11 protein-coding genes and 5 pseudogenes are annotated in these 13,028 nt (G+C 46.5%); 14 read left to right on the top strand and 2 right to left on the bottom strand.

The features are described 5' to 3' along the window. The 10 genes and pseudogenes from RMO35_RS12720 to RMO35_RS12670 all read left to right on the top strand — a co-directional run. Positions 1–932, top strand: a pseudogene (locus RMO35_RS12720) (cell division protein FtsH); the annotation flags it as partial. 81 nt (positions 933–1,013) lie between these two features. Further along, complete coding sequence (locus tag RMO35_RS12715) at positions 1,014–1,280, top strand: DUF1816 domain-containing protein (RefSeq protein ID WP_309741654.1); 267 nt, start codon at positions 1,014–1,016, stop codon at positions 1,278–1,280. 214 nt (positions 1,281–1,494) lie between these two features. Continuing rightward, positions 1,495–2,004: an isoprenylcysteine carboxylmethyltransferase family protein gene (locus tag RMO35_RS12710; protein WP_309741653.1), complete on the top strand. Its 510-nt coding sequence runs from the start codon at positions 1,495–1,497 to the stop codon at positions 2,002–2,004. A 220-nt stretch (positions 2,005–2,224) separates the two neighbouring features. Continuing rightward, a pseudogene (locus RMO35_RS25350) lies at positions 2,225–2,925 on the top strand (phosphoribosyltransferase). 218 nt (positions 2,926–3,143) lie between these two features. Next, positions 3,144–3,392 carry an acetyltransferase gene (locus tag RMO35_RS12695; protein WP_309741649.1) on the top strand — a complete coding sequence of 83 codons (249 nt, stop codon included), beginning with the start codon at positions 3,144–3,146 and terminating at the stop codon, positions 3,390–3,392. Positions 3,393–3,494: 102 nt separating this feature from the next. Next, complete coding sequence (locus tag RMO35_RS12690) at positions 3,495–3,668, top strand: hypothetical protein (protein WP_309741647.1); 174 nt, start codon at positions 3,495–3,497, stop codon at positions 3,666–3,668. Continuing rightward, positions 3,669–4,250 carry a hypothetical protein gene (locus tag RMO35_RS12685; protein WP_309741646.1) on the top strand — a complete coding sequence of 194 codons (582 nt, stop codon included), beginning with the start codon at positions 3,669–3,671 and terminating at the stop codon, positions 4,248–4,250. It begins immediately after the preceding gene. Further along, positions 4,169–5,020, top strand: a complete 852-nt coding sequence (locus RMO35_RS12680; RefSeq protein ID WP_309741644.1) for a hypothetical protein — start codon at positions 4,169–4,171, stop codon at positions 5,018–5,020. The genes RMO35_RS12685 and RMO35_RS12680 overlap by 82 nt, the downstream gene beginning before the upstream one ends. A 107-nt stretch (positions 5,021–5,127) precedes the next feature. Then, on the top strand, positions 5,128–5,610 hold the full coding sequence (locus tag RMO35_RS12675; RefSeq protein WP_309741641.1) for a universal stress protein: 483 nt from the start codon (positions 5,128–5,130) through the stop codon (positions 5,608–5,610). Between the two features lie 8 nt (positions 5,611–5,618). Continuing rightward, positions 5,619–6,116 (top strand): annotated as a pseudogene (locus RMO35_RS12670) (SulP family inorganic anion transporter); the annotation flags it as partial. A gap of 37 nt (positions 6,117–6,153) precedes the next feature. Here RMO35_RS12670 and RMO35_RS12665 read toward each other — a convergent pair. Continuing rightward, the gene (locus RMO35_RS12665; protein ID WP_309741640.1) at positions 6,154–9,900 is read right to left on the bottom strand and encodes a PAS domain S-box protein; all 3,747 of its coding nucleotides are present in this window, start codon (positions 9,898–9,900) and stop codon (positions 6,154–6,156) included. A gap of 178 nt (positions 9,901–10,078) precedes the next feature. Continuing rightward, positions 10,079–10,273, bottom strand: coding sequence for a hypothetical protein (locus tag RMO35_RS12660; protein WP_309741639.1), 195 nt, complete (start codon positions 10,271–10,273; stop codon positions 10,079–10,081). 367 nt (positions 10,274–10,640) lie between these two features. On the opposite strand from RMO35_RS12660, the pseudogene RMO35_RS12655 reads away from it, so the two are divergent. The 4 genes and pseudogenes from RMO35_RS12655 to RMO35_RS12640 form a co-directional block, all read left to right on the top strand. Beyond that, positions 10,641–11,024, top strand: a pseudogene (locus RMO35_RS12655) (DUF302 domain-containing protein). Between the two features lie 75 nt (positions 11,025–11,099). Continuing rightward, positions 11,100–11,520: pseudogene (locus tag RMO35_RS25345) on the top strand (alcohol dehydrogenase catalytic domain-containing protein); the annotation flags it as partial. 266 nt (positions 11,521–11,786) lie between these two features. After that, positions 11,787–12,188: a hypothetical protein gene (locus tag RMO35_RS12645; protein ID WP_309741636.1), complete on the top strand. Its 402-nt coding sequence runs from the start codon at positions 11,787–11,789 to the stop codon at positions 12,186–12,188. 147 nt (positions 12,189–12,335) lie between these two features. After that, positions 12,336–13,028, top strand: a 693-nt coding sequence (locus tag RMO35_RS12640; RefSeq protein WP_309741635.1) for a cation:proton antiporter, incomplete at its 3' end; no start/stop codon positions are given.

The following is a 13,028-nucleotide window of genomic DNA, read 5'->3' as shown; positions in this document are numbered from 1 at the left end:
TCGTCCATGCCCGCAATGTCAAAATGTCGGATGATGTGGATTTACTCAAATTAGCCGCCCGTACTCCTGGTTTCGCAGGCGCAGATCTGGCGAATTTAGTCAATGAAGCCGCTCTACTGGCTGCTCGTCACGATCGGAATGCCGTTACCATGTCCGACTTTGAAGAGGCGATCGAGCGCATCCTGACTGGACTAGAGAAGAAATCTCGCGTCTTGAATGAGATGGAAAAAGAAACGGTAGCTTATCACGAAGTCGGTCACGCAATTGTCGGTTCATTAATGCCAGGATCGGGAGCGATCGAAAAAATCTCAATTGTCCCTCGTGGCGTTGCTGCGCTGGGCTATACCCTCCAACTCCCACAAGAAGATCGCTTTTTGATGGTGGAAGATGAATTGCGCGGTCAGATTGCCATGCTCTTAGGTGGTAGATCCGCAGAAGAATTAATCATGGGCAAAGTCTCGACTGGAGCTAGTGATGATATCCAAAAAGCTACCGATTTAGCCGATCGCTATGTGACGATTTATGGGATGAGCAAACAACTTGGGCCGATGGCCTTCGACAGATCCGCCAGTCAATTTCTCGGCGGCTGGGGCAATCCCCGTCGTCCACTCAGTCCCGAAGTAGAGTCCGAGATCGATCGAGAAGTCAAACACTTGATTGACAATGCCCACCACATCGCAGGCGCAATCCTGGCACACAATCAGCCACTACTCACAGAGGTGGCACAAGTATTACTAGAACGGGAAATTCTCGATGGTCAAAAATTGCATGAATATCTCGATCGAGTAAATATTCCACCGCTATTAACTACCTGGCTACAAACTGGAGAGATTTCGATTCTCGTTCCGAGAGGCTCCGCCAACGATCCTCACACGGTAAAGATTGGGAAGATTTTCAATTCACAACATTTGCAAGAAAATTCACAACAGTAAAATCAACAAGATGCAGTCTAATCTTGTACTTTCAAATCCCATAGCTTTGGATTCGATCGTTCATTATCAATCTCACTTTATATGTACAAAGTGGCAACAAAAATCTTAGATATTTGGACTGACACTCTCGATCGTTGTGGTCGAGCTTGGTGGATTGAAGTTCTCACCGTTCAACCAAATTGTACTTACTATTTCGGCCCATTTATTAATGCAACTCAGGCTGAGGGAGCGGTGAAAGACTATGTAGAAGATTTAGAGAATGAATTCGATCAAGGCATCCAAACACAGGTTAAACGCTGTAAGCCAGTAAGATTAACTATCGACCACGATACAGGTGAATCCTCTTGATATCAATCAAGATTAACTTCAATAATATTAAATCACTAGGAGCATAATTATGTTAGATATCGACGAAATGAGCGGGCGCACGACTGATGGTGTCAGCAGCCGGATGATGAGAGCATAGCGAGATTAAATTGTTATCGATAGCGATCGCATTGTCAGTGGCTATCGTTGGCGTAGCCTACCGGAGGTAATCGGCTAAGATGATAACAAATAGCTTATGAAATTATTATCAAATTGGGGCATCACAACTAGTTGGTGGCGAGGTACTCGTGGTGAATATTGGGTAATTGCTCAAGGAGTTTTACTACTTGTCTTTGCACTGATATCACAGATTACACCTAGTTTTATTGATTTTTACTTATCTATTTGGGTGTATACAAGTTGGATTTTGACTGTTATCTTCAGTATTTTAGCAATAGTTTTCTTGGGTCGATCGCTATTCGATCTAGGTCAAAATCTTACACCATTGCCGCACCCTAGAGATGATGGACAGTTAGTGAAAACTGGTATTTATGGACTTGTTAGACATCCGATGAGCGGGGTGGTTTATCTTGCTTTAGCCTATGCGAGTTGGCAGATGAGTTGGGTGCATCTGGTGGGTTCGATCGTTTTGTTTGTGTTTTTTGATGCTAAGTCGAAAAAGGAAGAAGTTTGGCTCATAGAAAAGTTTTCAGATTATGCAAGCTACTCTAATTCTGTGAAAAAGTTGATTCCTTGGATTTATTAGTTGTAAAATTTGTGACTTAATTAAGCCGAGTAGCTAGGATTTTACAAAGAATACGCCTTGTTAAATCTAACCCAATCTTATCTTACAGAGACGTTATGTATTGGGAAGCTGTCATCGTTGGCGTAGCCTACCGGAGGTAATCGACCTCACGAGTTCCTCAACTTATCGATCTAGAGTCCAAATTGACGATCTTCTATTTGACTTGAAGGAGGTAATAGTAATGACGATTCCGCCGAGCGGAGGCTCCGCCAACGAAACCCGATTCCGCAATCGCACTGAAGCTGGGAAATTATTGGCGAGCAAACTCATCCAGTATGCCAACCGCCCCGATGTCCTCGTATTGGGAATTCCTCGCGGCGGCGTACCCGTAGCCTTTGAAGTAGCCACAGCACTGAATGCGCCCTTGGATATTTGTTTGGTGCGAAAACTGGGTGTCCCTGGCAATAAAGAACTGGCGATGGGGCGATTGCCGTTGGCGGATTTGAAGTGTTGAATGAAGATCTGCTCGATTGGTTGCGAATTGCTGGACATACCATTGCAGAAGTTGGCGAGCAGGAACTCCAGGAGTTACAACGGCGAGATCGCATCTATCGGGGCGAGCGACCACTACCGAATATCCGCGATCGGACGATCGTTTTGGTAGATGATGGTTTGGCAACAGGTTCGACGATGCGAGCAGCCATTGGAGTTCTGAAACACCAGCAACCGCAACGGCTAATTATTGCCATTCCAGTCGCGCCGCTCGACACCTGTAATGAATTGAGAGCTGAAGTCGATGAGATCGTGTGCTTGATGACACCCAAACATTTTTCTGGGATCGGTCGGTGGTATGAGGATTTTACTCAAACTACCGATCGACAAGTGTGTGAATTGCTAAATGCAACGACCTGCAATCCTCAAAGCTCGATCGCACAATCGTAGATTTAAGAAGCTAGTTTTGGATGAATTCAAAATGAATTCGGCGACCCCAATCGATATACTTCATAAAATCTATTAAGAATTTAGATTTTAAACATAGACTATCTCACAAATACTCACGAGTTCCTCATGATTTTACCCTACAGTAAGAAATAAGCAGACACTAAACTTAGTTGTCAGTGTGTACTTTAAACCCATATTCAGACCGAGAGGGGTCTTCTATGTTTTTACTACATCGACCGACTCAAGTACTTGTTGAAATTCTCGAACTCAGCGATCTATTCGATCCCTTTAAGACTGAGGTGCTCGGCATGGCTCATGCTGGAGAAGAACTGCAAGATCCCGCCTTATTTCCTAAAGCAGAAATGAGATTTCCTTCGGAAGAATCATTACCAATCTGTTGGCTAGATGGTCATTATCGCGAACATCTTCATCTCGGACAGTCCAGAATGGCAGTCTTAAAGGTATAAAGCAATCTCTAAGATAGAAATGCTTTTCCAATCGCGTTCTGGTGTGGGAAATTCAACCCTCGATCGGGGATTAAACTTCCCATCTTAATTGAGGCTAGTTTTATGAGTAATGCGATTCAATCCACTCAAGCCACAGTTGGCGGAGCCGCTCCTGCGGAAAATCTCGTTCGCGTAGCGTCTCTGGAAGAGAATCGATCCTACGACTTGATTCTAATTGGTTCAGGGATGGGTGCGCTCACTATTGCCAGCCTCATGACACAATTGCGCGGCAAGTGAGTGTTAGTTCTGGAACGCCATTTTAAAGCTGGGGGCTTTACCCATGATTTTCAGAGACAGCAGTTTCACTGGGATGTGGGGATTCATTACGTTGGGCAGATGAATGAAGGGTCATCAACGCGCCAACTGTTTGATTTAGTAACTCGGAAGGGAGTGCAGTGGCAGCAGATGCCCGAACCATTTGAAAAGTTTGTCTATCCAAACCTCACCTTCAATCTGTACGGCGACCCCAAACGGTTTCAAGCCGATCTGATCCAGCAATTCCCACAGGAACAGCCAGCGATTCGGCAATATTTCCGATATTTGCCCATAGCAGCAACGGCACTATTTCTCCATATTCCCCGCCTCAATGGGAATTGGCTATTTAAGTCGCTCGGATATTTGGGCAAACTTTGGAGTCCGATCGGGTTAGATTTGACGACAAAGGATTATCTCGTTCGCGTAGCGTCTCCTTTTTGGAGAATCGCCATTTTACTAATCCTCAGCTCAAGGCGTTATTGGTGTCGAAATGGGGGGACTACGGCGTACCTCCTGCCCAAAGCCCCTTTGCGGTTCATGCGACGATCGTCATGCACTATTTGAACGGAGCCTATTATCCAGTTGGTGGAGCGGGATCGATCGCTCAAAGCGTAAAAACAATCGTGGCGGCGCAGGGCGGACGGTTTTTGCTGAATCGAGAAGTCACTGAAATTCTAATTGAAAATGGTCGCGCCGTTGGGGTCAATGTTCGTAAAGTAAACGCCCCCATCGAGTCCCCATTGGAGACTTATTATGCCCCGATAATTATTTCTAATACCGGAGGGGCAATCACCTATCTCAAACTGATTCCAGCAGACTATCCCATTTCATTTCGGGAATCCTTGCGTCAATTTGTCCAGAAGTATGCGCCAACCACCAATGTGACGCTGTATCTGTATCTGGGTTTAGCAGACGATCCGCGTTGGCGCAGCCTCCCTGAAAGGGAATCGCTAGGCTTTCAGGGTGAGAATCACTGGATTTATGAATCGATCGACCATGATGCCACTTACGAGCAGCGCAAACAGTGGATCTTCACAGATCGGGTACCCCAATGCTACATCTCCTTCCCGTCTTTAAAAGACCCCCAAGCGACGGCACACACAGCCGAAATTATTGCTTGGGTGGATTACGAAGCCTTTACCCAGTGGCAGACTCAACCTTGGCTGCATCGAGATGCCGATTATCAGCAGTTAAAAGAGCGGATCGGTCAAATGTTAATTCAGCAAGTCGATCGTCACTATCCAGGGTTCGCCAAGTTGGTAGCTTATCCTGGGCCGAATTCCAGGGGGCATTTCCCTACCGCAAGCATTTGCAACAGCAGCAAAAGGAATTGAAGAGATCGAACAATTCCCCCCTGTGACAGTTGCCAGCATTGTCAAGCTAGTTTTAAGCCATATTTATCAAAAATTAACCTTTACATTATTAACGAGGCACGATCTTAATGTTTAAAAAAATCTTAGTTGCAATTGGTGAATCCTCTGAATCACAAGCAGTCCTAGCATCTGGATCGGCACTGGCTGAAAAATTTGGTGCCCAGATGCTGCTTGTACACATTATTAATCCCTCTACACCAATAGGATTTAGTCCATTAGTCGGTGGCATGTTTCCGATCGTTAATGATGTTGCACTCGAACAATATGCCAAGGAGTGGAAGGAGTACGAACAAACAGGTATCGATCGGCTTCAGACTTATGCAGAACAAGCTAAAAAGCGCGGGATTCAAGTTGAGGTTTCCCAGAATTTGGGCAACTCCGGATCGGTGATTTGTGAAGTCGCGAAAAATTGGTCGGCGGACACGATTGTGATGGGACGCAATCAAAAATCAATGTTGAGTGAAGTTTTTCTCGGTAGCACTAGCAATTATGTCACGCATCATGCACCTTGTTCGGTGGTGGTGATTCAGTTGCCAGCATTGTCAAGCTAGCAAAGAACATGCAACAGAAACTTTTGCTCAGATTGCCTGGTTTGCGCCAATTATTGGGCTATCAGCGAGCGTGGTTGCGGGGAGATCTGCTCGCAGGCATTACAGTTGCGGCATATCTGATTCCGCAGTGTATGGCATACGGGGAATTAGTGGGCGTTGCGCCCATTGTTGGACTGTGGACGATTCTGCCTGCGATGTGCGTGGATGCTCTATTTGGCTCGTCGTGCTAACTCTCAGTGGGGCCAGAATCAACTACAGCGGTGATGACGGCTGCGGCGATTTCGCCGTTGCTGCTGGCGGATGGGAGTAATTATGGGGTGCTGACTGCTACTCTGGCGATGCTGGTTGGGGCGATCTGTGTGGTTGCCTGTGTTGCTAGATTAGGATTTCTCGCAAACTTGCTCTCGACGCCAATTCTAGTCGGCTATATGGCAGGTGTCGCGCTGATAATGATTGCCGGACAATTGGGCAAAATTAGCGGGATTTCTATTCAAGGCAACACTGTATTAGTCGCTCCAACAGGAGAAACTGATGTTCTTCAAGCTAAATCTCGGCTAATGTTTGGAGCATTTCGGCGGTGGTAAATGGCTTAGTTAGTACTGCGCTGACTTGCTGTTTATCGACGATCGCGGCTAGATTGAGATAGGAGCCGCTCATCACCACAATTTGAACTTCGGGATTAATTTGTTGCAGAGCGAGAATTATCGATGGGGTGTCTAGATGGGGCATCATCATATCGATGAGGACGATCGCAATACGATGATGATTTTGGGTATATATATCGATCGCTTCGATCCCATCGCTAGCTAAGATGACGCGGTAGTTATACGTTTCTAATGATTCTTTGGTAATTTCACGAATTGCGGTTTCATCATCGACAACTAATACCAATCGCCCCTGCCCATCGTAGAGATCTTCGGCTGTGGTTGGAGATTCAACTTCTCGACGATCGTTAGCGGGGAGATAGATTTTAAAACAAGTACCACGCCCAACTTCGCTCTCAACCTCGATCGCGCCCCCATGCGCTTTGACGATCCCCTGTACGGTTGACAAGCCTAATCCCGTACCTGTTTCTTTAGTGGTAAAGAAAGGCTCGAAGATCCGAGCGAGCATTTCTCTAGTCATCCCTATGCCAGTATCGGCAATAGTAATCAGGATATAAGATCCCAGTGGTGGCTGGAGCTGGAGCTGGGCATAATCTGCATCGATAACGATGTTTTCCGCACTAGCCGCAATCGTGCCACCGTTGGGCATGGCATCCCGCGCATTGACAAATAGATTCATCAATACTTGATGAATTTGTGTCGCATCGATACTTACCAGCCATAGATCTTCAATATCATTGTTAACTTCAATCTCAATCGATCTAGGGAAAGTTTGTCGCGCGACACTGATGATTTCTGTGAGAATATGCCGTACCTGTAGCACCGCGCGTTCGCCATCCAGCCCCCGCGCAAAGGTGAGAATTTGCTTCACTAAACCACTACCGCGCTTGGAACTCTCTACCAACATATTCAATAATCGGCGACTGCGATCGTCCAAATTGGACAATGTTAGCGGTAAAAGCTGGGCAGCACCGACAATCGGCGTGAGCACATTATTCAAATCGTGGGCGATGCCACTGGCAAGGCTACCCAGACTTTCCAGCCGTTGAGCGCGAAGGAATTGTTGCTCTAGGGATTTTTTCTCAGTAATGTCAGTATCGACACTGAGAATCGAGCGCGGATTGCCCGCCTCATCCTGCACCAGCGTCCACCGACTTTCGACGATTACTTTTTTACCAGTTTTGGTAACTTTATGTAACTCACCTTGCCACGATCCGCGATCCAAGACACTGCTAAAGGCAATTGCGACCGCTGTTTCTGGTGGGGTATCTGGATAAAAGAGTTGGGCGGTAGTCCGATCGATCGCCTCAGTTGCCAGCCAGCCATAGATAGCTGTCGCGCCATTGTTCCAAAATTGAATCTGACCATTCAAATCCCGGACGATAATCGCATCAGTCGCAATATCGAGCAAAGCGGCTTGCTCCTGAATTTTTTGGGCGGCGGCTTTGCGCTCGGTAATATCTCGCCCTTCTGGAATCAACATCACGACTTTGCCAGTGTCATCGAAGATCGGACTGAGGGAAAAATCGACAATAATATGGGAGCCATCTGCCAAAATAGAGGGGGCTTCAAATCTGATTAGTTGACCTGTCGCCGCTTGGACGATCGCTTGTTGCAGTTGCACTTGCACGTCAGGATAATGAGTCCACCACGGAGTCGTCCAAAATGGCTGCCCACTGACATCATCCAGTGTCGCCCCGACCGCATCCAGCGCGGTGCGGTTGACTTCGAGCACAATTCCATCGGGATCGAGTAATCCCATAAACTCGAAGGTATTATCGAAAATTGCCCGAAACTTCCGTTCGCTATCTCGCAGCGATTCTTCGGCTTGCTTGCGACTGGTAATATCAAATTGAATCGATAGATACTGAAAAGGCTGCCCGCGCTCATCTAAACAGGGAACGATTGTCATGGCTACCCAGTAAAAACTACCATCTTTGGCGCGATTTTTAATTTCCCCGCTCCAGACTTGCCGGCTACTAATTACCGCCCACAAATCTCGAAAAAATTCCGATGGATGGTAGCCAGAATTGATAATTTGATGAGTTTTACCTAATAATTCTGTCTCTGAATATTGAGAAATTTCACAGAATTTATCATTGACATAAATAATCTGCCCCTGTCGATCGGTAGCGGCAACTATTGCCGATCGATCTAAGGCATATTTCTGAAATTGGAGTGATGTTAATGTTGTGTGGGCGACAGTCTCAGCCCGTTTTTGGTCGGTAATATCTCTGGTAAAACAGCGAGTATGGATGAATTTGCCATCCTTGAAAAAAGCGTGAGCATCGATTGAGACATCACAGATCGAGCCATCTTTGCGCCAGACTTGAGCCTCACATCCTCGCATCGATTCATTTCTCGATACTCGCTGCAAAAGATCGGTCAACTTTATTCGGTCTATATGAAAATTTATGAGCGGTTGACCGATATATTGAGATCGATCGTAGCCAAACATATTTAGTTCAGCCTGGTTTACCCAGACAATATTACCCTCAATATCGACCCAATTCATCCCAATTAAGGCATTCTCAATAAAATCTGAAATTCCCTGTTGACTAGCTTCTAAAGCGACATTGCACGATCGTTGCTCGGAGACCTTAATTTGGAGTTCTTCAGTTAGCAATGCTGATTCAGCAGTTCGAGCTAATACGCGCTCTTCCAACGTTTGGGAAGCTCGACGTAATGCAGCTTCTACCTGCTCTCTTCTAGCTACTTCCGATCGTAATTCCCGATTAGTTTGCTCCAATTCGGCGGCTCGATCTAGCAATTGCGATTGCAAACTATCGATTATACATAGCATTTCTAACGGATCGAGCAATTGCAATAGATTCGACTGAGTAAGAATACCCACTAATTCACCGCGATCGTTTTTTATGACCAATCGTCGAATATTTTTAGTTTGCATCACTTGCTGCGCCGCCCAGAGCGAATCTGTGGGCTGCAAACAAAACAACGGAGTACTCATCACCGCTGCGGCTAACAATTGGTCTAAATCTAGTTCAAACGCCTGAAACTGGACAACATCCCGTTCGGTGATAATCCCGACTGGGCGGAGCGGCTCATCTCCATCCATAATCACGATCGAACCGATGCCTCGTTCGACCATCATCTGCGCGATCTCCAAAATCGTTGTCGTTGGAGTTGCCTGAATTACTGCTGTTGTCATCCCTTCAGCGATCGACCGAAATCTTAATAGATTGACTGGCTGTAAAATTTGGCGAATATGCTCTGGCGTAACCACCCCGATGAGCTGCTGGAGATCGTCGAGAATCGGTAAATGTCGGATTTTGTGCTGTTGAAAGATCCCTAGCGCAGTCATCACCGTATGCTGCTCCGACAGCACCAAGGTAATCGGATCTACGGTCATTACCTCCCCGACTTGCACGCTGTGTAAATCAGTTTGACTAGCAGAAAGTTTGACTAAATCGCGTTCGGTAAAGATCCCGATTAATCGACGATTTTCAATAACTAATACCGCGCTGTGACGTGCGGCGGCGGCAATTTCGAGGACTCGATCGCTGGCGATTGGATCTGAGTTAGGCAATAGACAGATCTGTCCCTTTGCCTGACTCATTAAGGTAATTACTTTGACTAAGGGTAGAGTTGAAGTGACAATTAATGGCTGCCGATCGACGAGCGATGCCAAACTTGGTAATTTTTGGATCGGATTGGCGTTAGGCATATACGGTCGGGATAAACATCCTGTGTATCTATATTAAGCCTAGAGAAAATGCTATGCAACGCGATTTGTCACATTGCATCACACAATTATCGATCTTTGAGTATTCCAGAAAGCGATCTTACCAATCGTTTTCTGGCTAATTCTCTAGTTGGCGATCGATCCTGAAAAATCTACTAAATTACAGTTCGATTAGCGAGCTAAAACTCTCCCCGGCTCTCTGACTTGGCGTTGTATCTGCAATCAGCTTGGCAACCCGAATCGCGGAAATAATCGCGCCTTCATGCAAGCCATCGCCAAGATAGGCTCCCACATGGTAAGTGCGATAATTTCCTGCCGATCGTGGAAAGCAGCCACGGTATACAGTATTTGACACCAGAGCAGATAGTGGAATTGGGGCTGACGATGGGCTTTGATTATGAGGCACACCCCAATCTCAAGCCCACATTCCGCTAGTCCAAGCGAGCGAAAAATAATTAAAACGAAGCCATAGGAGCGTAGCGATTGTATTCTCAATAGGCTAAGACTATTGAGAATATGTCGGCGAGCGCCAAAAAGAGACTAAATCGCTAGAAAGGCTGATACGAAAGGATTCTGCATCTGATTATTTTTTAGGCGATCGAACTAGCGGAATGTGATCTCAAGTTATTTGTCTACGAACATGTTGCTGCGATGCAACCGACTAGCGCGGAACCTGCTGTTAGCAAAATTAATTGTTTGATATCTTTTGGAGGTGACTAAAAATGAGTTATGACTTCAGTAAAGTTTTGCATGTTCCATTTGATGAGGCGATCGATTGAGTCACTGCAAATCTACAAGCAGAGGGCTTTGGTATTCTGACTGAAATTGATGTCCGAGCCACGATGAAAAAGAAGCTGAATGTTGAAATGCCCAGCTACAAAATTTTGGGAGCTTGCCATCCTAATTCTGCTTATCAGGCATTACAAATTGAAGATAAGGTGGGCACGATGCTGCCTTGTAATATAATTGTGCAGGAGCAGACAGACGGCGTGGAGGTATCAGCGGTAGATCCAATTGCCTCGATGCAAGCAATTGCCAACCCAGCATTAAAAGACGTGGCAGAACAGGTTCAGTCTAAGCTGAAAGTGGTTATCGAGCATCTTTGACAGTCACAAGTTCTTCACATTCTTTGCATAAGATGACAACAGAATCGCGATCGGATTAGGGAGGATTTTATTCATTATTGCCAATCTGGGCGCGAAAATCTTTGCGATCGAGCGCAATTCACTGGCGATCGCATTGATGGTGGTTACGCTGAATACGCCGTCGCTGATGCCCGATTTTGTTTCCCGATTCCCATGGGATACCCCGACTTGCAAGCCGCACTGCTGCTGTGTGCTGGACTCATCGGCTATCGCTCACTAATGATGGCGGAAGACGCACTACGAACTATTGTAGGGCGAACGGGTATTGCGATCGATTGCCAATCTCACCCGCCGCGATGGTGAAGATTTTTTGGCATTGGCTCCCAAAATTCCGATTCAGACTCAGGTTGAGGCGTTTCCGTTAGCGGCGCCAAATGAAGATCTAGATTCGCTTCGGCGCGGTAAAATTCAAAGCGTAGCAGTTTTAACCGTTTCAGCGGTGAAGATTCTCCATTGACGTAGCATTCAGCCAGAAAAGAGAATCTGCCCAAAATATTGGGGTAGTAGTGATGCGGTGGATATTCTCAAACTCAACGAGTTTGGCTGACAATCGTCCAAACTGCTACCCGATCGATTGGAAGATTATGCCATCTTTGGCGAACCTTGATATGCACCTCGTGCTGGTACTGTCAGCAGTACTGAAAACTCCTTGCCGGATCTAATTCCACTAATCTAGTAGATACAATTAGCGAACGAGAGTTAAGCATGATATTGCTCAGAAGTATGGCCATCTGGTTCATTTTTATCGCGCTTGAAAGCCTGAACGGGACGATTCGCACTTTGTGGCTAGTGCCACTATTTGGCGATCTGCGGGCACATCAACTTTCATTCATTACCGGATCGCTGCTGATTCTGACGATCGCGACAATCTCGATCCGCTGGATCGAAGCCACCAGTTTGGCTCAACTGATGAGCGTGGGAGTCCTGTGGATGTTGCTGACAGTAACGTTCGAGGTTGCCTTGGGACGCTGGGCATTCGGATATTCCTGGGCGCAAATCGCGGCTGACTACAATTTGTTCCAAGGTCGATTGATGGCAATTGGTTTAGTTTTGCTCTTATTCGCGCCGCTGATTGCTACCCGAATTAGGGATGTTTGGATCGTTGGTGGAACCTACGGTCGGTAATCGTCCCCAAAGCACTTCCTAACGGTAAATTTACGCCAGCAATGGTCTACATCGAAGCAGAGAATCATGAATCAGATCGACAAAAACAGGGACGATTTTACCCCTAGAATTAACATGTTACGCTGAAGGTAATTACGGAGCAAAGAAATGGCAGGAAAGTTGACGCTCATTGTCGAGATGGTGACTGTGTTAGGAGCTGCAACTACTGTCGGATACTTAGCCAATCGCTTAAAGCAGCCCGTGCTCCTGGGCTATCTATTAGGTGGGATGATTGTCGGGCCAACTGGCTTGAAGCTAATTTCCTTGGACAATAATATTGAGACGCTCTCTAATATTGGGGTTGCTCTGCTGCTGTTTACCTTAGGAATTGAATTTTCGATTAAGGAACTATTAAAAGTGCGGACGCTCGCCTTTGGGGGTGGCAGCCTGCAAATTATCCTCACCATCTTGGTGGGGGGAGGATTAGCATACTGGACGGGCTGGGTGGACACGGTGCCGAAAGCCGTTTTTTTAGGGGCAGTCCTCTCGCTGTCTTCCACTGCCGTGGTGCTGAAAAGTCTGGTGGAGGGGAATGAAGTCCAAACCAGCCACGGACAAATCATGCTGGCAATTTTGGTCGTGCAAGACTTGGGCTTAGGTCTGATGCTGGCGGTGCTACCAGTATTGACTCAACCAGCCAGCGCAATTGGGCTAGCCTTGCTCAGTGCTGTGCTAAAAGCACTGCTCTTTATCGCCGGATCGATCGTCGCTGGAATTTGGCTGATTCCAGTGCTAGTCAGATCGCTGGCACGGACTGGTTCTCAAGAATTGTTTTCCCTGGGCATTTTAGGGTTGTGTTTG

The sequence above is a fragment of the Chamaesiphon sp. OTE_20_metabat_361 genome, assembly GCF_031364565.1.
The sequence above is the reverse complement of the archived record's forward strand: the minus strand, read 5'-3'. Positions and strand labels throughout refer to the sequence as shown.